Source organism: Alcanivorax sp. REN37 (assembly GCF_041102775.1).
Lineage (GTDB): Bacteria > Pseudomonadota > Gammaproteobacteria > Pseudomonadales > Alcanivoracaceae > Isoalcanivorax > Isoalcanivorax beigongshangi.
This window is the reverse complement of the sequence record NZ_JBGCUO010000001.1, coordinates 1,738,392-1,759,902: the sequence shown is the minus strand read 5'-3', so window position 1 is coordinate 1,759,902 and position 21,511 is coordinate 1,738,392. Positions and strand designations below refer to the sequence as shown.

Annotated in this window: 16 protein-coding genes; 11 read left to right on the top strand and 5 right to left on the bottom strand. The window is 62.4% G+C overall.

What is annotated here, in order from left to right; translation table 11 throughout:
* The first annotated feature begins 31 nt into the window (after window positions 1–31).
* Both AB5I84_RS07965 and AB5I84_RS07960 read left to right on the top strand, forming a co-directional pair.
* Window positions 32–1,183 carry an MFS transporter gene (locus AB5I84_RS07965; RefSeq protein WP_369455322.1) on the top strand — a complete coding sequence of 384 codons (1,152 nt, stop codon included), beginning with the start codon at window positions 32–34 and terminating at the stop codon, window positions 1,181–1,183.
* Window positions 1,170–2,234 (top strand): hypothetical protein, encoded by a 1,065-nt coding sequence (locus AB5I84_RS07960; protein WP_369455321.1) that lies wholly within the window; start codon window positions 1,170–1,172, stop codon window positions 2,232–2,234. The genes AB5I84_RS07965 and AB5I84_RS07960 overlap by 14 nt, the downstream gene beginning before the upstream one ends.
* Here the strand turns inward: AB5I84_RS07960 and AB5I84_RS07955 are convergent.
* The 3 genes from AB5I84_RS07955 to AB5I84_RS07945 form a co-directional block, all read right to left on the bottom strand.
* The gene (locus tag AB5I84_RS07955; RefSeq protein WP_369455320.1) at window positions 2,208–3,407 is read right to left on the bottom strand and encodes a phospholipase D-like domain-containing protein; all 1,200 of its coding nucleotides are present in this window, start codon (window positions 3,405–3,407) and stop codon (window positions 2,208–2,210) included. The genes AB5I84_RS07960 and AB5I84_RS07955 overlap by 27 nt on opposite strands.
* A gap of 4 nt (window positions 3,408–3,411) precedes the next feature.
* Entirely contained in the window at window positions 3,412–4,278 is an 867-nt protein-coding gene (fghA, locus tag AB5I84_RS07950) for an S-formylglutathione hydrolase (RefSeq protein WP_369455319.1), read from the bottom strand.
* 82 nt (window positions 4,279–4,360) lie between these two features.
* Window positions 4,361–5,236 (bottom strand): LysR family transcriptional regulator, encoded by an 876-nt coding sequence (locus AB5I84_RS07945; protein WP_369455318.1) that lies wholly within the window; start codon window positions 5,234–5,236, stop codon window positions 4,361–4,363.
* A 117-nt stretch (window positions 5,237–5,353) separates the two neighbouring features.
* Between AB5I84_RS07945 and leuC the strand changes: the two genes are divergently transcribed.
* From leuC to truA, 7 genes are all read left to right on the top strand, one after another.
* Window positions 5,354–6,763: a 3-isopropylmalate dehydratase large subunit gene (gene leuC / locus AB5I84_RS07940; RefSeq protein ID WP_369455317.1), complete on the top strand. Its 1,410-nt coding sequence runs from the start codon at window positions 5,354–5,356 to the stop codon at window positions 6,761–6,763.
* 9 nt (window positions 6,764–6,772) lie between these two features.
* The gene (leuD, locus tag AB5I84_RS07935; protein WP_369455316.1) at window positions 6,773–7,414 is read left to right on the top strand and encodes a 3-isopropylmalate dehydratase small subunit; all 642 of its coding nucleotides are present in this window, start codon (window positions 6,773–6,775) and stop codon (window positions 7,412–7,414) included.
* Between the two features lie 68 nt (window positions 7,415–7,482).
* On the top strand, window positions 7,483–8,559 hold the full coding sequence (gene leuB / locus AB5I84_RS07930; protein ID WP_369455315.1) for a 3-isopropylmalate dehydrogenase: 1,077 nt from the start codon (window positions 7,483–7,485) through the stop codon (window positions 8,557–8,559).
* A 141-nt stretch (window positions 8,560–8,700) separates the two neighbouring features.
* On the top strand, window positions 8,701–9,810 hold the full coding sequence (gene asd / locus AB5I84_RS07925) for an aspartate-semialdehyde dehydrogenase (protein WP_369455314.1): 1,110 nt from the start codon (window positions 8,701–8,703) through the stop codon (window positions 9,808–9,810).
* A gap of 4 nt (window positions 9,811–9,814) precedes the next feature.
* On the top strand, window positions 9,815–10,831 hold the full coding sequence (locus tag AB5I84_RS07920) for an aspartate-semialdehyde dehydrogenase (RefSeq protein ID WP_369455313.1): 1,017 nt from the start codon (window positions 9,815–9,817) through the stop codon (window positions 10,829–10,831).
* A gap of 163 nt (window positions 10,832–10,994) precedes the next feature.
* Entirely contained in the window at window positions 10,995–13,604 is a 2,610-nt protein-coding gene (locus AB5I84_RS07915; RefSeq protein ID WP_369455312.1) for a motility hub landmark protein FimV, read from the top strand.
* A gap of 86 nt (window positions 13,605–13,690) precedes the next feature.
* Window positions 13,691–14,482, top strand: a complete 792-nt coding sequence (truA, locus tag AB5I84_RS07910) for a tRNA pseudouridine(38-40) synthase TruA (protein ID WP_369455311.1) — start codon at window positions 13,691–13,693, stop codon at window positions 14,480–14,482.
* Window positions 14,483–14,566: 84 nt separating this feature from the next.
* Here the strand turns inward: truA and acnB are convergent, their stop codons facing one another.
* A complete protein-coding gene (gene acnB, locus AB5I84_RS07905) occupies window positions 14,567–17,173 on the bottom strand; it encodes a bifunctional aconitate hydratase 2/2-methylisocitrate dehydratase (protein WP_369455310.1) in 2,607 nt (868 codons plus the stop codon).
* 145 nt (window positions 17,174–17,318) lie between these two features.
* Window positions 17,319–18,230 (bottom strand): lysophospholipid acyltransferase family protein, encoded by a 912-nt coding sequence (locus tag AB5I84_RS07900; protein ID WP_369455309.1) that lies wholly within the window; start codon window positions 18,228–18,230, stop codon window positions 17,319–17,321.
* A gap of 117 nt (window positions 18,231–18,347) precedes the next feature.
* Here AB5I84_RS07900 and AB5I84_RS07895 point away from each other — a divergent pair, with 117 nt between their 5' ends.
* Together AB5I84_RS07895 and AB5I84_RS07890 are read left to right on the top strand one after the other, a co-directional pair.
* Window positions 18,348–18,956 (top strand): MiaE family protein, encoded by a 609-nt coding sequence (locus AB5I84_RS07895; RefSeq protein ID WP_369455308.1) that lies wholly within the window; start codon window positions 18,348–18,350, stop codon window positions 18,954–18,956.
* 170 nt (window positions 18,957–19,126) lie between these two features.
* Window positions 19,127–21,433: a hypothetical protein gene (locus AB5I84_RS07890; RefSeq protein WP_369455307.1), complete on the top strand. Its 2,307-nt coding sequence runs from the start codon at window positions 19,127–19,129 to the stop codon at window positions 21,431–21,433.
* Window positions 21,434–21,511: the final 78 nt, after the last annotated feature.

Sequence of the window (21,511 nt, the reverse complement as noted above, 5' to 3'; positions counted from 1 at the left end):
CCCGGCGCCACACTGGCGCCGGGCGCTTGCCATGTACTGGCGCCTGTCCAGTTTCTATCTGTTCTATTACGCCTCGCTCGGTGTGCTGACGCCGTATTGGGCGCTGTATCTGAAACAGCGTGAATTCAGCGATTGGCACATCGGCTTGCTGCTAGCACTGCCGCACCTGACCAAGCTCGGCGCCCCTAACCTGTGGGGCTGGCTGGCGGATCGCCGTGGCCGGCGCCGCGCCATCATTCAGCTTGGTGCGCTGGCCGCGACCTTGATATTTGGATTGGTGTTTCTGGTCGACAGCCTGTGGGGCTTTGCTGCGGTCCTGATCGGCTACAGTTTTTTCTGGAACGCGGTGATGGCCCAATGCGAGGTGGTCACCTTGCAAAGTCTCGGCCGCGACAGCGACCGCTATGCTTGGGTGCGGCTGTGGGGTTCGCTCGGTTTCATGCTGGCGGTGCTGCTGGTGGGCGCGCTGCTGGAAGTGCAACCGGTGGCGATAGTCCCGGTGGCCATGTGGGCGATGCTGGCCGCACTGGCGCTTAGTACGTTACTGCTGCCGGACCCGCAAGTGCCGTCCCGCGAGCGCCAGGCGAAACCCTCGATCCTGCCGTGGCTGCGCCGTCGCGATGTGCAGTTGTTTCTGTCGTGTGCGTTTCTGATGCAAGCCTCTCACGGGCCCTATTACAGCTTCTTCACCATTCATTTGCGTGAGCAGGAGGTGGCCGGCCGCTGGGTCGGTGCGCTGTGGGCGCTGGGCGTGCTAGCGGAAATCTTGCTGTTCCTGTTGGTGCCGTGGCTGCTGCGCCGTTGGTCGGCGGCGGCGTTGCTCAGTCTGAGTTTGGGGTTGGCGGTGGTGCGTTGGAGCCTGACCGCGCTGGTTGGGGATCAGCTGCTGGGGCTGTTGCTGGCGCAGTGTCTGCACGCTGCCACCTTTGGCTGTTTCCACGCAGCGGCCATGGCATGGGTGCATCAGCGTTTCCCGGCGGCGGTGGCAGGACAGGGGCAGGCGCTGTATGCCAGTCTTGGCAGTGGCGCAGGCTGGGCCGGTGGCGCTTTGCTGGCGGGAGTGATCTGGCAGCCGCTTGGTGCCGCCAGTTTCTTGGTGGCGGCAGCGATGGCGCTGACGGCGCTGCTACTGAGCAGCGGGCTGTGGCAGACACGCAGGGAGAACACCGATGGGCACCTATGACAATCTGGCTCAGCGCCGCTTTTGGATGCTAGTGGTGGTGGGCTTGGTGGCGCTGTCATGGCTGCCATGGATCGATCGGCTGCCGGCTGACTATGTCGACAGTTCCTTGGTGCAAGCCACCGCCGCTTTCGCTTCCGCGCGGGCGCTCAATGCGCTGCTATCGGTGTTGCAGTCGGTCACGCTGACGCTGTCCGCAGTGGGCGGTGCCCAAGTGACGGTGGGTGAATTGCTAGAGCCGCTTAATCAGTTGGTGGGCCAATATGCGCTGTTGATGCAGTGGGCGATTGGTTCGCTGGTGGTGCAGAAAGTACTGCTGGAGCTGGTGTCCGATAACCTGTTCAAAGTGGCGCTGACAGGGGTGGGCGCCGCATGTGTGATGGCGCTGTGGCGGCCCTGGCCGCGTTGGGCCGGCCAGTTGCTGCGGGTGTGGTTGTTGCTGGCGCTGCTGCGGTTTGCGCTGTTGGTGGTGGTGCAGCTCAATGCCTGGGTGGACCAGCACTTCATCGCGCCGCAGGTGCAGCAGGACTTGGCGCTGCTGGCGCAGTTGCCGCAACAGGTGCCCGGTTTGGAGCCGGTTGCCTCAGCGCCACTGCCGGCACCGCTGGTGGCCGCTCATGAGCAAGCTGCCGCCGCCTTGGTTCGTGCCGAGCGCTTGCTGGCGCTGCAGCAGAGCGGGCAATCCTGGTGGCAGCGCTGGTGGCCGTCGCCGGCTCAGCGCGAGGCGGAGCGGCAGGTGGAGCAGGCGCGGGCGGCGTTAGCGCAGTGGCAGCAACCGACGCCGGAAACTGGGATGTGGCAGAGCCTGCTGCAGCGGCTGGATCAGGCCACCCAGCAAGTGCGGCGCTGGACCGATACCGATCAGTTGTTGGCACTGCGCGCGCAGCTAGACCACGCGGTGGACAGTGTAGTGCGTACCATGGCGTTGTTTTTGCTGCGCACGTTACTGCTGCCGTTGCTGTTCCTGTACCTGGTCAGTCGGGTTGGCAAGGCACTGTGGCGGCGGCCGCCGTTGTGGCCAGCCGCGTCAGTCGCCGCGCCAGCGGCGGAGTAGTTTGATGCCACGCGTCCCGACCCAGTACATCAACGCTTGCTGGGTTTGGATGCGCAGATTGCGCAGCTCCCAGCGGCGCGGGTCCACATACATGGCCTCGTGTTCCAGTTGCTGCTGCAGGCGGTCTAGGTCGGCCAGCAGCGCCGGCTCGCCATCCCACTCGGCGTTGGCTTCCAGATTCCAGCTCGAATTCCAGCGGTCAAAATTGAACGAGCCTAACGAGCACCATTGATCGGCGCGGATCGCTTTGAGGTGGATGAAACGGCGGTCGTACTCGTAGATCTCCACGCCCATATCAATCAGCCGCTGGTACAGGTGCTGCCCTGCGTAGCGCAGTGGCGGGTGGTCGGAATGCGGGCCGCACAGCATCAAATGCACTTTCACGCCGCGCAGAGCGGCCCGCTCCAGTGCCCGCATCAGCAGCCGTGGCGGCAGAAAGTAGGGGGTGCACAGCCAAATTTGCTGCTGTGCCTGGTCAAGCCGCTGCAGCGCCACATGCAGGATCGGGTTACGGCGGCCGCCGCGGGCGCCGATCACTCGTGCCGCCGGAGCGTGTTGCGGGCGCTCCTGCACTGCTTGGCGAATGTGTTGGCGATACAGGCGCCAGCGGTAGGCGCCCTTGATCGGGCCGCGACCGGCCAGCGCCCAAGCTTGCTCGAACAGCTCCTGCCAGTCGGCCGCCAGTTGGCCTTCGCATTGCACCATGGCATCGAGCCAAGATTGGTCGCCGCTCAATTGTTGGGAGTAGTGGTCATCAAGGCCCATGCCGCCGGTCCAGGCGCGTTCGCCGTCCACCACCACCAGTTTGCGGTGGTCACGGATCAGCGCCTGGCTGGGATGGCCAAACCGTATCGGGTTGAACACCCGCAGAGTGATGCCGTCGACCTGCTGCAATCGATCACGGTCAGCGGCGCTGAGTTGTTCGCTGCCGGCGTCATCAATCAGCATGCGCACTTGGATACCGCGTGCCGCGGCGGCGCTCAGCGCGGCCAGCCATTGCTCGAATACCTCGCCACCGGAACACATGTAGATTTCCAGATCGATGCGCTGGCGGGCTTCGGCCACGGCTTCGAGGATGGCGGGGAAAAAGACATCGCCCTCCACGCTCAATACTGCGTTGGTATCTTGGCGCCAAGGCCAGTGCAGTTGCGGAGCGTGGGGGCGAGCAGGCATCGGATTAGGACTCCAGGTCAGGAATCAAGCCAAGGTGTTTGGCGTGATAGCGCAGGTGATCGTCAATGAAGGTGGCGATAAAGAAATAGCTGTGGTCGTAGCCGTCATGCAGGCGCAGTTCGAGTGGATGCTGGTGGCGCTCACACACAGCACGCAGCCGCTCGGGGCGCAGTTGGCTGTCGAGGAAGTTGTCGGCCAGCCCTTGGTCGACGAACAACGGTTGGCGGCTGTCGCCACGCTCGATCAGGGCGCAGGTGTCATAGGCCGCCCAAGCGCTGCGGTCGTCACCGAGATAGCCGGAAAAGGCTTTTTCGCCCCATGGGCAGTCGCTTGGATTGACGATCGGGGCGAAGGCGGACACTGAGGCGTAGCGGCCCGGTTGGCGCAGCGCGCACACCAGCGCGCCGTGACCACCCATGGAGTGGCCGCTGATCGCCTCTTGGTCGCTCACCGGCAAGTGGGCGCGCACCAGTTGCGGCAACTCGTCGGTGACGTAGTCGTACATGCGGTAATGGGCATGCCACGGCGCTTCCAGTGCATTTACGTAGAAGCCAGCGCCGGAGCCGAAATCATAACTGTCGTGCTCGCCAGGAAAGTCGGTGCCGCGCGGACTGGTGTCCGGGCACACAATGGCCATGCCAAGCCGAGCAGCCAGTCGCTGAGCGCCGGCCTTAGTGACAAAGTTCTCGTCGTTGCAGGTCAAACCAGACAGCCACCACAGCACCGGTACCGGCTGCTCTGCGGCTTGCGGGGGCAGGAAAATCGCGAAGATCATTTCGCAGTCCAGCACCTGAGACTGATGGCGGTAACGCCGTTGCCAACCGCCGAAGCAGCGTTGCTCGGACACCAGTTCAATCTGCGTGGAAACCATGCGGACCATCCTCTTGAGTGAATGAAGCATTGCGTGGCGCCGATGACAGTGTCGAGCGCCCGCGCGGGGTTTTATTGTTTCATTACAAGTTGTTGTGCCGTTCCAGTTCGTGCAGGAAGTGCTGCGCTGCGTTGGACAGGCTGCGTGCCGGATGCATCACGTATCCCAGTTGACGCTGGGGCAGGGCGGTGGCCACCGGCAGCTCCCGCACTGCGCCGTCGAGCATGGTCGCCGGCAACACACTCCAGCCCAAGCCGATGGACACCATCATGTAGATGGTTTCCAAGTAATTGGTGGACATGGAAATCGACAATGTTAAACGATGCCGGTCAAACAAGCTTTCTACGATGCGGCGGGTAAAGGTGACCGGCGAGGGCAGGATGGCATCGTATTCGGTCAACATCGCCAGCGTCACCTCTCGCTCCTGCGCCAGCGGATGTTCCGGCGCCGCCATGAACACCAGCGTGTCCTGCCACACCGGCACGCTGCGCAGGCGGCTATCCGGCACCGGCGGCAAGGTGACCACGCCCAGTTCGAGGTCTCCTTGTAGCACTCCTTCCCAGGCTTCCTCGGAGTCAATGAAGTGCATGTCCAATTGCACCTGCGGATAGCTGTGGGTGAACGCGCGCAGCACCGGCGGTAGTCGGTGGAGGCCGATGTGGTGGCTGGTGCCGATGCGCAGCGGACCGGACACATCGCCGGTGAGGTTGCTGACTTCGCGCACCGCATCGGCCATGTCACGCAGAATGCTGCGCGCGCGTGGTAGCAGCGCGCGGCCGGCCTCAGTCAGATGTACTTGGCGACCGATGCGGTCGAATAGCCGCACCGACAGCTGTTCTTCCAGCAACGCAATGCGCTTGCTGACCGCCGGCTGGGTGATGAACAACTGCTCGGCAGCGGCGGAAAAGCTGCCCTGCTGCGTCACGGCAATGAAGGCTTGGAGTGCGTGGGTATCCATGGTTTGGATTCTAAAATGGAATCAATTGGATAAATATTATGAATTGGATTTATGGGTGGCAAGGCCCTACATTGGCCACGGATATTCGGCACCAAGGCTAACGCCGGGGAGAGACAGATGGTCGCCAAGACCCTTTACGACAAATTGTGGCAAGCCCACTTGGTCACCGAGCGTGACGATGGCTCTGCCTTGATCTACATCGATCGCCAGATCATTCACGAAGTGACTTCGCCGCAGGCGTTTGAGGGTCTGCGCATCGCTGGCCGCGCGCCGTGGCGGGTGGGGGCCAACTTCGCCACCATCGATCACAACGTGCCGACCACGCCGTTCCAGAGCGCGGCCGACATTGTCGATGAAACCTCGCGCATCCAGGTGCAAACGCTGGAAGACAACACCCGCGATTTCGGCATTCGCGAGTTTGGCATTGGTGATGTGCGTCAGGGCATCGTGCATGTAATGGCGCCGGAGCAAGGCGCTGTACTGCCGGGCATGACGGTGGTGTGTGGTGACTCCCACACCTCCACCAACGGCGCGCTGGGCTGCCTCGCCCATGGCATCGGCACCAGCGAAGTGGAGCACGTGTTGGCCACCCAGTGCCTGGTGGCGAAGAAAATGAAGAACATGCTGGTGAAGGTGGAAGGCGACCTCAATCCGGGCGTGACCGCCAAGGATGTGGTGCTGCACATCATCGGCGTCATCGGCACTGCCGGTGGTAACGGCCACGCGATTGAGTTTGCTGGCAGCGCCATCCGCAGTTTGTCGGTGGAGGGCCGCATGACGGTCTGCAACATGTCGATCGAAGCCGGTGCCCGTGCGGGCATGGTGGCGGTGGACGAAAAGACTATCGATTACTGCAAGAACCGTCCGTTCGCACCCACCGGTGCGGATTGGGAGCGTGCGGCGCAGTACTGGCGCACCTTGGTGTCTGACGACGGCGCGCAGTTCGACCGCGTGGTGGAAATTGACGCGGCCGACATCAAACCGCAGGTGTCTTGGGGTACCTCGCCGGAAATGGTGTTGCCGGTGGATGCCACCTTGCCGTTGCCGGAGCAGGAACAAGACCCGGTCAAGCGCGGCAGCATGGAGCGTGCTTACCAGTACATGGGCCTTAAGCCGGGCATGGCGATCACCGATATTGAGGTGGATCGTGTGTTCATCGGCTCCTGCACCAACTCGCGCATCGAGGACCTGCGTGCGGCGGCGGAAGTGGCCCAAGGCCGGCGCAAGTCGGACCGTGTTAAGCAAGTGCTGGTGGTGCCGGGCTCCGGTTTGGTGAAACAGCAAGCGGAAGCGGAAGGCTTGGACAAGATCTTCATCGACGCCGGTTTTGAATGGCGCGAGCCGGGCTGCTCCATGTGTCTCGCTATGAACCCGGACCGTTTGGAAGCCGGTGAACACTGTGCGTCCACGTCCAACCGCAACTTTGAAGGGCGGCAGGGCAACGGCGGGCGCACCCACTTGGTGAGCCCGGCGATGGCTGCAGCAGCAGCGATTGCCGGCCGCTTTGTCGACGTGCGTGAGCTCTGAGGAGGCCCCATGGAAAAGTATGTGACCCAAACTGGCTTGGTGGCGCCGTTGGACCGTGCCAACGTGGACACCGACCAGATTATTCCCAAGCAGTTTTTGAAGTCGATCAAGCGCAGCGGCTTCGGCCCTAACTTGTTCGACGAATGGCGTTACTTGGATGTGGGTGAGCCGGGCATGGACAACAGCCAGCGCCCGCTGAATCCCGATTTCGTGCTCAATGCTGCGCGGTACCAGGGCGCTAATATTCTGTTGGCGCGCGATAACTTCGGTTGCGGTTCCAGCCGTGAACACGCGCCCTGGGCCTTGGAAGATTACGGCTTCCGCACCGTGATCGCGCCGAGCTTTGCCGACATTTTCTTCAACAACTGCTTCAAGAACGGCATGCTGCCGATTGTATTGCCGGAAGCGGACGTAGATGCACTGTTTCAGCAAGTGTTGGCGCAGGAAGGCTACCAGCTGACCGTGGATCTGGCCGAGCAGGTGGTGATTCGCCCTGATGGCGTGCAGATACCGTTTGAAGTGGATGCGTTCCGCAGGCATTGCCTGCTCAATGGGCTCGACGACATCGGCCTGACGTTGCAACACGCCGACGCCATCCGTGCCTATGAAGCCGCGCGCCAGCAGCGCGAGCCGTGGGTGTTTGTAGACTGATAGAAGTGGCGGCCCGCGGGCCGCCCCGTATTGCTGTCGTAAGCTGCGGCAGTCGACTGGAGTAGAACGTGAGCAAACAGATTCTGATTATGGCCGGTGACGGCATCGGTCCTGAAATCGTGGCGGAAGCCATCAAAGTGCTGGACGTGGCGAAGACCCGTTTCAACCTCGATATCACCACCGATGAGGCGCTGGTGGGCGGTGCCGCTTACGACGTGCACGGCGATCCGCTGCCGGAAGAGTCGCTCGACAAAGCACGCGCGGCGGACGCCATTTTGTTCGGTGCCATCGGTGGTCCGAAGTGGGACCAGATCGAGCGCGACAAGCGCCCTGAGCGCGGTTTGCTGCGCCTGCGTTCTTCGCTCGGCCTGTTCGCCAACCTGCGTCCGGCCATTCTGTTCCCGCAACTGGCCAGCGCTTCGACGCTGAAGCCGGAAGTGGTCAGCGGCCTGGATATCCTGATCGTGCGTGAGCTGACCGGTGGCATTTACTTCGGCCAACCGCGCGGCATTCGCGAGGAGAACGGCGAGCGCGTCGGTTTCAACACCGATGTGTACAGCGAGTCGGAAATCCGCCGCATCGGCAAGGTGGCATTCGAACTGGCGATGGCGCGCGGCAAGCGTTTGTGTTCGGTGGACAAAGCCAACGTGCTGGAAGTGACCGAACTGTGGAAGGAAGTGATCAACGAACTGGCCAAGGACTACCCCGAGGTTGAGGTGTCCCACATGTACGTCGACAACGCCGCCATGCAGTTGGTGCGTGCGCCAAAGCAGTTCGATGTGCTGGTAACCGGCAACCTGTTCGGCGACATCCTGTCCGACGAAGCGGCGATGCTTACCGGCTCCATCGGCATGCTGCCGTCGGCGTCGCTGGATCAAGACCGCAAGGGCATGTACGAGCCGTGCCACGGCTCCGCGCCGGACATTGCTGGCAAGGGCATGGCCAACCCGCTGGCGACTATCCTGTCGCTGGCGATGCTGCTGCGCTATAGCCTGGAGCGCGGCGATGTGGCCGACGCCATCGAAGCCGCGGTGGAAGCGGTACTGGAACAGGGCCTGCGCACCGCCGATATCTTTGCTGACGGCTGCCGCAAAGTCAGCACCGCCGAAATGGGCGATGCCGTGGCCGCCGCACTGCGCGGCTAAACAACGGCGCCTGCACCCGAAGGCGCCAAGCGGCGATGCTGAACACTGGCATCGGCGCATCGGGTGATCAGGGCGGCGGCAGAGATCCTGCCGCCGACAATCGGGACAACAGCTCCCGCGCGATGTAAACGGAGACCACAGATGGCATTGCGAGTTGGTTTTGTAGGTTGGCGCGGCATGGTCGGCTCAGTACTGATGGGCCGCATGCGTGAAGAAAACGATTTCGCCGGTATCGACCCGGTGTTCTTCTCCACGTCCCAAGTGGGCGAAGCCGGTCCCGATGTGGGTAAAGACATTCCGCTGCTGCAGGACGCCACCGACATCGAGGCGCTGAAAGGCCTTGACGTGGTGTTGACCTGCCAGGGTGGTGATTACACCAACGAGGTGTATCCGAAGCTGCGCGCTGCCGGTTGGAACGGCTACTGGATTGATGCCGCCTCAGCGCTGCGCATGAATGACGATGCCGTCATCGTGCTCGACCCGGTTAACCGCCCGCTGATCGACCAGGCGCTCAACAATGGTGTGAAGAATTTCGTCGGCGGCAACTGCACCAACTCGATTCTGTTGATGGGCGTTGGCGCGCTGTTCCGCGAAGGGCTGGTGGAATGGGTCAGCTCCATGACCTACCAGGCGGCCAGCGGCGGCGGTGCCAACCACATGCGCGAACTGCTCAAGGGCATGGGCGTGATCCACGACAGCGTGCAGCAGGAACTGGCGACACCGTCGTCAGCGATCCTCGACATCGACCGCAAAGTGGCGCAAACCATCCGCGACGAGGTGCCGCGCGAATACTTCGGCGCACCGCTGGCCGGTGGCCTGATTCCGTGGATCGATTCGCAACTCGACAACGGCCAGTCCCGTGAAGAGTGGAAAGGGCAGGCAGAGGTCAACAAAATTCTCGGCACCGACCCAGTGATCCCGGTGGATGGCCTGTGCGTGCGTATCGGCGCCATGCGCTGCCACTCGCTGGCGCTGACGATGAAGCTCAAACGCGACCTGCCGTTGGAAGAGATCGAGCAGATCATCCGCTCCGGCAACGACTGGGTGAAATTCGTGCCGAACCAGCGCGACCTGACCGCCCGTGAACTGACCCCGGCCGCCATCACTGGCAGCCTGGAAATCGGTGTCGGCCGCGTGCGCAAGCTGAACATGGGCCCGGAGTATCTGTCCGCGTTTGTGATTGGCGACCAGCTGCTGTGGGGCGCTGCGGAGCCGCTGCGCCGCATGCTGCGCATTCTGCAAGGTGCCTGAGCCGATGAGCGCACAGTTCAATCTGGCCGTGGTGGGGGCCACCGGTCTCGTCGGTGGCGCCCTGCTGGAGCTGATCAACGAGCTGCCGTTGCCGCTGGGCGAGGTGTCGCTGGTCGCCTCCGCGGAGTCGGCTGGCAAACGGCTGCAGGTGCGCGAGCATTACGTCAGTGTTGCGGCGCTGGAGTCGTTCGACTTCAGCACCGTGCAATTGGCGATTTTTGCTGTACCTGAAGCGGTGGCTTTGCAGTGGGCGCCGCAGGCCGCTGATGCCGGTGTGGTGGTGGTGGATTTGTCCGGTGCGTTCGCGGCCGACACCGACGTGCCGCTGGTGGTGCCGGAGGTCAATCTGGAGTTGCTGGAAGACTTCCGCAATCGCGGCATTGTTGCCAGTCCGGCACCGGCCTCGATGCAGTTGGCGATGACGCTGAAGTCGCTGCTCAACATGGCCGGCCTGGAGCAAGCCGCTGCGGTAGTGCTGGAGCCGGCGGCCCATTACGGCCGCGCCGGTGTCGACGACCTGGCCCGCCAGACCGCGCGCTTAATGAATGCACAAGAGGTGGAGCCGGGAGTATTCGGCCGGCAGTTAGCCTTCAATGTGCTGCCCACCATCGGCGAGCCGCTTGGCAGCGGTGCTACCCGCGCCGAGCTGCGCGTAGCACTGGAAACGCTGCGCTTACTGGGCGAGCCGGGCTTGCGCTTGAGCGTAACGATACAGCAGGTGCCGACCTTCCACGGTTGCAATGTGGCACTCAGTTGTGAGTCGGTGCAGCCACTGGCGCTGGAGCAATGGCTCACCGCACTGATGCAGCAGCCCGGGCTGCGGGTGCAGCCGGATCATGAGCCGGCTAGCGCTGTGACGGACGCCGTTGGCGACGACATGGTGTGGCTCAGCCGTTTGCGCAAAGACCTGTCGCGTGAGCAAGGTTTCCAGCTGTCGTTGGTCACCGATAACCTGCGCAAAGGCTCAGCACTCAATGCCTTGCAGATCGTTGACTTGTTGATTAAGCACCATCTCTCATGAATACTTACTAGTATTATGTGACCTGGTTTCTAGGTAGAAGGTAGGAAGTTCGGCACAATCCTGTGCGCTGGGGTGCACAGGATTGAACCCAATAGCCGGCACTGCCCGGGGGATCACTGCACAGACAGTGGTGGGGACACAATAAATTCATCGGGATCCAACCATGAAGTTGAAACTCATGTTGAGAGGCGCGGGCGTGGGCCTGACTACCTTGGCCTGTGCCTTGCCGTTGTCAGCCTTGGCCCTCGGGGTCGGTGAGTATTCGTTGCACTCGTACCTGAACCAGCCCTTGGAAATGGAGGTGATGCTCACCGACACCGAGGCGCTGGATGTCGAGGAACTGTGCATCGGACTGGCCGCGCCGGCAGACTTCGAGCGAGTGGGGGTGGAGCGCCAAGGCCTGCATTCAGAGCTGCAGTTTGATCTGCAACTGATGGACGACGGCACTGGTTTGCTGAAAATCAGCACCCGTCAGCCGGTACGCGAGCCGTACCTGAACTTCCTGGTGGAATACCAGTGGCCGTCCGGCCGCATGCTGCGTGAGTACACCGTGTTGCTGGACCCGCCCAGCTACGCCTCATCCTTTACACCGACGACACTGACACCGGCGCGTCCGGCGGCGGCTCCGCAAGCGCCGGCCGCTGCTGCCCAGCCCGACGCAGTGGCGCCGTCTCCTACTGCGGCTGCGGCGCCAACGACAGCGCCTGCTTCTGCACCGGTGGCGACACCCGCAACACGTTCTGCCGCCGCGCAGGAGCGGTATCAGGTACAGGCCCGCGATACGCTGTGGCGCATTGCACTCGACACCCGCCCAAACAGCGCTGTGTCAGTGCAGCAGACCATGGTTGCGATCCAGCAACTGAACCCGGACGCCTTCATTCGCGGCAACCTCAATCTGGTGCGTGAAGGCGCCGTGTTGCGGCTGCCGAGCGAAGAAGAAATTCGTCGTATCACCACCCGTGACGCCAACGCCAGTGTCGCTGAGCAGGAGCGCGCTTGGCGCGCCATGAGCGCACCAGCCGCGGCCGCCCGGGCACCACTGGATGGCACCGGCAGCAGCACCGTTACGGCGCCGGCGCCGGCCACATCAGAAGGCCGGGTAACGCTAGTGGCGGCAGATGAAGGCACTGATGGCGGCGCCGGCAGTGGTGATGCCCAGGCGCGGGGCAGTGACCCAGCGGCGCTGGAAAACGAACTGGCCATTCGCGCCGAGAATCTGGACCGCCTGCGCCGTGAAAACGATGAACTGCGCAGCCGTCTTGGTGACCTAGACGAGCAACTGGATACTAGCGGCCAATTGCTGCAGCTGCGCGATGCACAGATTGCCCAGTTGCAACAGGCCCTGAAACAACTGCAGGGCGACGACACCGACCCGACTCTGGCGCCAGTGGTGCTCAGCGGTACGCTGGACCAATCCGCTGCTGAGACGGCCGCCACCGACGTCAGCGCTGCAGCACCTGCTGCCACAGAAGCGGGGACTGTTCCGGCGGATGAAGCGGTCGCCGCAGCCCCCGGCGCCGTAGCAGGCGGCAAGCCGGCTGCGGAACAGTCGGTTGCCGCAGACAAGGAGCCGGCCAAACCGATGCCGCCGCGTCCGCCGGCTCCGGCCCCGATTGCCGAGCCCAGCGTGTTGGACATGCTGCTCGAGAACCCGATGATCCCGGTTGGGGGGGGCGTCGCGTTGCTGCTGGTGTTGCTGTTGCTGGCACGTCGTCGCAAGCAAGCCGCTGCTGCCGAACCAGTGGTTGAAGAGCCGGCGACGCTGGCGCCTGTAGTGGGCGACGTAGATGCCGAGCCGGAAGCTGAGGCCATCGAAGTCACTGCGGTGGTACCCGAGATGGCGCCGGAGCCGGAAACCGATCCGCTGGAAGAAGTGGACAGCTTTGTTGCCTACGGCCAGTACCCGCAGGCGGTTCGCCATCTGCGTACAGCGATTGCTGCCGCACCGACCCGGCTCGATCTGAAAAAGCGCCTGTTCGATGTGTTGGCAGAAAGCCAAGATGACGCCGCGTTCCGCCAAGAAGCCACCAAGTTGTCTGGCCTCAACGACGAGTTGGACGAGCACATCAGCGCACTGCGGGCCCGTGTATTCGCTGCACCGGTGGCTGCTGCTGACGAGCTGGATTTTGACCAGGACTTTTCCGCCGCCCCGGTGGCGCAGGAGCCGGCGTCGGAGCTGGATTTCAAATTCGATCTCGGCGGCGATAGCAGCCATAATCTGGACAGCAATGCGGCGGAGCCGGCGCTGATCATGGATCTGGAAGACGAGCAGTTCGATCTCGACGCACCGAGCTTCGACCTACCGGCCAGCGATGCCACCTTGAACACGGAGGTGTCGCTGTCACTGGACGATATTCCGGAGGCTCTGGAGCTGGACAGCGACCTCTCGCTCGATGACGACCTGTCGCTGGACTTTAGCTTGGATGTGCCGGTCGCTCGCGCAGAGGAGGTGGCGCCGGCGCTAGATGTGGCGCCAGACGACGCGCTAACTGATCTGAGTGACGAAGACTTCGCCCTAGAGTTGGACGACGAGCCGGCTGCGGCGGAAGCGGCGCCAGCGCCTGAGGTGGTGGCTGCGGCACCGGCGAACACCGATGACGAGTTCGATTTCCTCGCCGACGCGGATGAAAACGCTACCAAGCTCGATCTGGCCCGGGCCTATCTGGACATGGGTGATCGTGACGGTGCCCGCGACATTCTCGGCGAAGTGGTAGAAGAGGGCAGTGACGCGCAGCAGCAGGAAGCACGCACGTTGCTCGCACAACTCGACTGATGCAGTAAAATGGCGCCGGTCCAAGCCGGTTGCCGCGTAGCAAAGCGACGCCACCCGGCGTCGCTTTTTTTTGTCCCGAGGAAATCATGGCCCGCATTGCGTTGGGAGTTGAGTACGACGGTAGCCGCTACCGTGGCTGGCAAGCACAGCAGAGTGGCATTCGTTCAGTGCAGGTAGCGGTAGAGGCTGCGCTGTCGAAAGTAGCCAATGAGCCGGTTTCAGTGGTGTGCGCTGGGCGTACCGATGCCGGCGTGCATGCGCGCGGCCAGGTAATTCACTTCGATACCAGCGCTGAGCGCACGCCGCGCAGTTGGGTCCATGGCGCAAATGCCAATCTGCCGGACGATATCAGCATCCTTTGGGCGCAGCCGGTGAGCGAGGAATTCCATGCGCGGTTCTCAGCGCGGGCGCGCAGCTACCAGTACCTGATTTACAACAGTCCGGTGCGACCGGCGTTGTTCCGTGAGCAGCTGACTTGGAATTTCCGCCCGTTGGATGTGGCGCGCATGCAGGCCGGCGCACAGCATCTGCTCGGCACCCACGATTTCAGTTCGTTTCGCGGTATTCAGTGCCAAGCGAAGTCGCCGGTCCGTACCCTGCATCGGTTGGAGGTGCAGCGCCGCGGTGACATGGTGGTGATCGAAGCGAACGCCAACGCGTTCCTGATGCATATGGTGCGCAATATCGCCGGCGTGTTGATGGCGGTGGGCAGCGGCAAGCAGGAGCCGGAGTGGGTGGCTCAGGTGTTGGCGGCCTGTGATCGCACCCAGGGTGGTGTGACCGCGCCACCTTATGGCCTCTACATGATGGCGGTGGAGTACGAGCCGCAATTGCTGGTGGTGCCGCAGCTGCCGTCGCCGCTGTTCGAGCGACTGTGATGGGCGATGATTCGCCCGAGCGCTTATGACGCATAAAAAAACCCGCCGAAGCGGGTTTTTTTGTAGCTGCGATCAACGCTTGATTCAGTTGGACTGGGCCACCGGAATCTTCACGCTGTCTGCCGCTTCCTGGTAATCGCTCATGCGATCGAAGTTCAGGTAGCGGTAGATTTCGCCGGACATGGAGTCCAGGTCTGCTGCGTAGCCCATGTACTCTTCCGGGGTCGGCAGGCGACCGATCACTGCCGCAACCGATGCCAGTTCCGCAGAAGCCAGGTAAACGTTGGCGCCTTGGCCCAAGCGGTTGGGGAAGTTACGGGTGGAGGTGGAGACCACAGTGGTGTTCGGTGCCACACGGGCTTGGTTGCCCATGCACAGTGAACAGCCCGGCATCTCGGTGCGCGCACCGGCGCGGCCGTAGATGTTGTAGTAGCCTTCGTCGGACAGTTGGCGCTGATCCATCTTGGTCGGCGGAGCCAGCCACAGACGGGTGGTCAGCGAGCCGCCCGGTACCTTCTCCAGCAGTTTACCGGCAGCACGGAAGTGACCAATGTTGGTCATGCAAGAACCGATGAACACTTCGTCGATCTTGTCGCCGGCAACCTGGGACAGCAGTTTGGCATCGTCCGGGTCGTTCGGGCAGCACAGGATCGGCTCTTTGATCTCGGCCAGGTCGATCTCGATCACTTCGGCGTATTCGGCGTCGGCGTCGGCACGCATCAGTGACGGGTTAGCCAGCCACTCTTCCATCTTGCCAATGCGGCGCTCCAGGGTACGGGCGTCGCCGTAACCGTTGGAGATCATCCATTTCAGCAGTGTGATGTTGGAGGTCAGGTACTCCTTCACGCTCTCTTCGGAGAGGGTGATGGTGCAGCCGGCGGCAGAGCGCTCAGCGGAGGCGTCGGACAATTCGAACGCTTGCTCTACGGTCAGGCTCTCAAGACCTTCGATCTCAAGGATGCGGCCGTTGAAGACGTTCTTCTTGCCGGCTTTTTCCACCGTCAGCATGCCGCGCTGGATGGCGTAGTAGGGGATCGCATGAACCAGGTCACGCAGGGTGATGCCCGGTTGCATCTCGCCCTTGAAACGCACCAGTACCGATTCCGGCATGTCCAGCGGCATGACGCCGGTGGCCGCGGCAAAGGCTACCAAGCCGGAACCGGCCGGGAACGAAATGCCGAGCGGGAAGCGGGTGTGCGAGTCGCCGCCGGTGCCAACGGTATCCGGCAGCAGCATGCGGTTCAGCCAAGAGTGGATGATGCCGTCGCCCGGACGCAGCGACACACCGCCACGGTTCATGATGAAGTCCGGCAGGGTGTGGTGGGTTTCCACGTCAACCGGCTTCGGGTAAGCCGCAGTGTGGCAGAACGACTGCATCACCAGGTCGGCGGAGAAGCCGAGGCAGGCGAGGTCTTTCAGTTCGTCACGGGTCATTGGACCGGTGGTGTCCTGGGAGCCTACGGTGGTCATTTTCGGCTCGCAGTACATGCCCGGACGGACGCCGTCCATGCCGCAGGCCTTGCCGACCATCTTCTGGGCCAGGGTGTAACCCTTGCCGGTGTCCGCCGGTTGTTGCGGCTTGCGGAACAGGTCGGACTCGCCCAGACCGAGGAACTCACGGGCTTTGGCGGTCAGGCCACGGCCAATGATCAGGTTGATGCGGCCGCCAGCGCGGACTTCGTCCAGCAGCACCTGAGACTTCAGCTCGAAGGTGCTGAGCACGTCGTCGGTGCCGTGGCGGGTGATTTTGCCGGCGTAGGGGAACACGTCGATCACGTCGCCCATGTTCAGTTGGGTCACATCGGCTTCGAACGGCAGTGCGCCGGAATCTTCCATGGTGTTGAAGAAGATCGGGGCAATCTTACCGCCGATGCAGACGCCGCCCTGGCGCTTGTTCGGCACGTTGGGAATGTCGTCGCCGGTGAACCACAGCACCGAGTTGGTGGCGGATTTGCGGGACGAACCGGTGCCGACCACGTCGCCGACGTAGGCAACGGTGTGGCCCTTGGCTTTCAGAGCTTCGAGCTGGCTGATCGGGCCCACTTCACCGGGTTGTTCCGGCTTGATGCCATCGCGCTCGTTCTTGAGCATGGCGTTGGCGTGCAGCGGGATGTCCGGGCGGCTCCAAGCGTCTTGGGCCGGGGACAGATCGTCAGTGTTGGTTTCGCCGGTGACCTTGAACACGGTCAGGGTCATTTTCTCGGCGACCTCCGGCTTGCTGGTGAACCACTCACCGGCGGCCCAGGAATCTACTACTGCTTTGGCGTTGGCGTTGCCGGCCTTGGATTTCTCGGCCACATCGTGGAACGCGTCGAACACCAGCAGGGTGTGCTTGAGCGCTTCGGCAGCCAGTTCGCCGACTTCGGCGTCGTCCAACAGGTCTACCAGCGGTTCAACGTTGTAACCACCTTGCATGGTGCCGAGCAGGCGGGTGGCCAGTGCGCGGTCAATCAGCGGGGACTGTGCGGTGCCCTTGGCGACCGCAGCCAGGAAGGCAGCCTTCACGTAAGCGGCTTGGTCCACACCCGGCGGCACACGGTTGCTCAGCAGGTCGAGCAGGAACTCTTCTTCGCCTTTGGGCGGGTTTTTCAGCAGCTCAACCAGTTCGGCTACTTGCTGTTCATTGAGCGGTTTGGGCGGCACGCCTTGAGCAGCGCGCTCTTCCACATGTTTGCGATAAGCTTCGAGCACAGCGCATCCCTCGTCAGTCTTGGATTGATTTCTTTTGGAAATCAAAAGCTTGGGGTGAATTTCGGGGTTATTACGGCGCGCGGATTATAGCCGTTTGGCTTCCGTTTCGGAAGGGGCCACCGGCACGGGAATGCCGGATTGTTCCTTATTGGTACACCTTGCGCGCCCCTGGAGGAGTGCGGCGGAAGCGTTTGTAAGACCACATGTACTGCGATGGATCGGTACGGATCAATGTTTCCAGGCTGAGATTCAATGCCGTCAGAGCCGTGTCCAGATCGGTCTCGTAGAGGCCGGGTTCTGGTGCGCTAAATTCCACATGATAGCCCCCGCCGGGCAGTCTGCGCGCTGAGGCGACAAATACGCGCGCATTCAGTTGCTGCACCATTTTCACTGCCAGCGTAGCGGTGTAAGCGGGCTGTCCGAAGAACGGCACAAACCGGCCGCTGCCGCGCTCCGGAACTTGATCGGGCAGGATGCCGGTCACCGCGGGCGCCTGCCGCAATGCGCGTATCAAGCCGCCAAGGCCGCGCGCAGTGGCGGGGTAGACCGTTGAGCCATAGTGCTGGCGACTGCGTTGAATTAATTCGTCCAAGGCCGGCAGACCAGACGGATTGAATAGGGCATGGATGGTGACCCGTTGCGCCAACCAGAAGTTGAGCACCTCCCAGCAGCCGTAATGGGGGGCCAGCAATAGTACCGAGTGGCCTTGCTCCAATGCCTCGGTCAGCGCCTCATAGCCACTCACTTGCTGCACTAAAGCAACGGCTTCATCGGGACGCTGCCAGACAAAGGCAGACTCTGCTAGGGCGAGTCCGCTTTGGGTCAGCGTTTGCCGTAACAGTCGCCGCTGCTCAGACGCTGAGAGTTCCGGCAAGCACAGCTGCAGGTTAATTTCAGCAATGCGACGATCTGGGCTGGGCAGCACCCAAGCCAACCAGCCCAGAGTGCGTCCCAGCCAGCGGTTCAGCCGCATCGGTAGGACGCCAATCATTTTGAGGACACCGGCAGCCAGACGACCTTTGAGGTGTCGTACACGCGGCGAAGAAGAGCGGCCCATGTGGGACCCCCGACAGCAAGCAAAGGGCGCACATTATGCGGCGGCGATCCCGTACGGCCAAGTTGCGTCGCCAAGCTGTATACTGCCGGCCTTTTGCCAACTGCCGGATGTACCTCGATGACCGATCTTTCTGCTGTGCAGGCTTTCCTGCCTTGTGCCACGCCGCAGGCATGGGTCGACTGGGCGCTGGCGAATCAGCAGCTGCTGTTGATTGATCATGCGCACTGCGAGAAAAAAGCCGCGTCCACGGCGCTCAATCTGATGTTCCGCTATAACGACCGGCCCGACTTGCTGGCCGCTCTCAGCCGACTGGCGCGCGAAGAGTTGCTCCATTTCGAACAAGTATTGGCGCTGCTGCGCAAGCGCGGCATAACCTATGGTCTCCTGAGCCCGTCACGCTACGCCGCCGGACTGCGCGCGCATGCCCGCCATGATGAGCCGAACCGGTTGGTGGATATCCTCATTATCGGTGCGCTGATCGAAGCGCGCTCCTGTGAACGTTTTGCCGCGTTGGCACCGCATATGGATGAAGAGCTGGGTCGTTATTACCGCTTCTTGCTTAAAAGCGAATCCCGCCATTTCGAGGATTATCTAGCGCTGGCGCGGCGGTATGCACCAACGCCGATTGAAGAACGTATTGCTTTCTTTCAAGCGCAGGAAAAAATCCTCATCGAATCCCCGGACCAAGAACTCCGCTTCCATTCGGGCCCGCCGGCGAGTAGCTGAACTGATACCGGACCGGGCGCGCCTGCCAGCGTCCGAACGGCATGAATGCTCGCTTGCCGCCAGCCGGTAACGGTGGCTATGCTGCTGAAATGCGGTGGCTCCTCGGTGCCCACTGCATCGCGATACAACCATCACAATAAACACATCGCTCCGCCTGAGTGAGGCACGTTATGACTATTACCCGCGCGTCTTTGGCATGTTTGCCATTATTGGCGATGACTCTGGTTGGCTGTGGCGGCGACAGTAAAGTCCGCACCACACCGCCGCAATGGGACCACGCCACCTTCCAGCCCGGCACCCACCCGATTTTCGACCCGGCGGCATCGCAATTACCGTTCAATAACGACCTGATTTTCCTGTCTCCCGCTGCGGAATTGGGTACGGCCTTTGATGGCACCGCCCACGCTGGTGCGCCAGATAACCCGGTGGTGGCGGCATTGAACCGGCTGGACGGCTTCTCCACCAACGCACCGTTCGACATCTTGTTGTCGGGCGGGGTCAATCCTGCGTCGGTGTTGCCGGGCCAGACCGTGCTGCTGCTGGAACTGGCCTCCAATGGCGAAGTGCTTGATCCGTCCAACATTGCTGGCGTGGCGGGCGTGGTGAACATCGCCACCACGGTGCTGTCGCAGGATGGCGGGCAGGACAACGTGATTCGGGTAACGCCGCAGCAGCCACTGAAGGCTGCCACCAAGTACCTGGTGCTGCTGACCAACAACATCGTCGACCAGCAGGGCGAGCCGCTTACCGCGTCTTGGACTTACAACGCGCTCAAGGGCACCAGCTTCAAGCCGTCCGGCTCGCTGGCCACCGTCGGCACGTTGGTGAAGGGGTGGGAGTTGATCGGTAGCCAGGCGATTGCCGCGGGTAGCGGCGGTGCCGTGACACCGGCCGAGGCCGCCGACAGCCTGGTGTTGTCTTACAGCTTCACCACCACCGATCCGGTGACGCCCTTGGTGGGCATGGCGGCGCCGGCCCCCGCGTTGCTGAAAACTATGATGGATCGCGGCATGGATCAGGCCACGGCGGTCGGCAACCTACAGCTGATCAATACCCTGCATACGCTCAGTACGCCGGTGCCGCGCGCGCTGGGGCTGTCGGCGCAGGCTAGTGTGGACCTCGGCGGCGCCCTCAACCTGATTGCTGGGGCTCCGGTGGCGCAGCTTGGTCAGAGCCAGCTCTTCACCGGCCACATCACGCTGCCTTACTACCTCGATAACCCGGCGGACAACCCGGCCTATACCCAGCAGCCGTGGACCGCGGATACGACGCTGGGCGCCATCCTCGGTGCTGGGGCGGGAGGGGATCCGCTGCCGCCGGCCGACAAAGATGGCAGCTACAACGTGACCTACCGTTACCCATTCGCCGCCGAGCGCTCCCAGCAGACGGTGCCATTGCAGCTGGTGCTACCCAATGCCGGGCATGTGTCCAGCGCTGGCGCCGACTGTGACGCGAACTTCGCGCAGCAGGACGGTTACCCGGTGGCGCTGTATGTGCATGGCATCACCTCGGACCGTACCAGTGCCGCCTTGTTGGCCTACACCTTGGCGGACAACTGCATCGCTACCGTGGCCATTGATCTGCCGCTCCATGGTGCCGCGGCCAGCAGTCCTTTGAACGCCGCCCAATTCCAAGGCGCCTATCCGGGCGTCACGATCACCGAGCGACATTTCGGCGAGGCGTCCGGTAGTCAGTTCATCAACTTGCCGGTGTTGGCCAATACCCGCGACAACCTGCGCCAAGGGGTAATGGACTTGCTTAACCTCAATGCCAGTCTGCCGGCGTTGAATGGGGCACTGGCTAGCGCCCAGTTGGGCACGCTGGATCTCGATCAGCTTTACCTGGTCGGTGTGTCGCTCGGCAGTATGATCGGCACGGTAGCGGCCACAGTGAATGAATTGGCCATCGGCGCACATGTTCAGGCCGGCATGCAGCCGGCGCTGCACTCCTATAAGGGCGTGTTGGCATCGGTGGGTGGGGCACAGTTGACCCAGGTGCTGTTGGCGTCCGATTCCTTTGGCCCGACCATTATTGGGGGGCTGGCCCAGGCTGGTGTGCACCAGGGTACGTCCAACTTCGAGCGGTTTATTTATGCCGCCCAGAGCATGGTGGATTCCGGTGATCCGGTTAACTTTGCGGGTGTACTGAAAGGGCTGGGGGTGCCGGTAGTGCTGCAGCAGGTGAAAGGTGACCAGGTGGTGCCAAACAGCGTGACGGATGCGCCCTTGGCCGGCACTGCGGGCTTGGCGAGTCTGCTTGATGCGCAACAGATTGGCGTCGGGCAGTCGAGTCAGCCGCACAGCCTGATCAAAATGATTGCCGGTGGGCACAGCTCGTTGATGCAGCCCACTAATATGGCAGATCAAGCCGAAATCTTGGTGACCGGTGAGATGCAAGCCCAGGTGGTCAGTTTCATCCTGGGTCAGGGTGCGGTGGCGGTAGGTAGCGTCGCGCCAACACTGGTGGAGGCGCCCTGATTCAGAGCTGATCGGTGCCTGATACAACAACGCCCCGGCGGGTGTCCCGCCGGGGCGTTGTTGTGGGTGCTTGAGAGT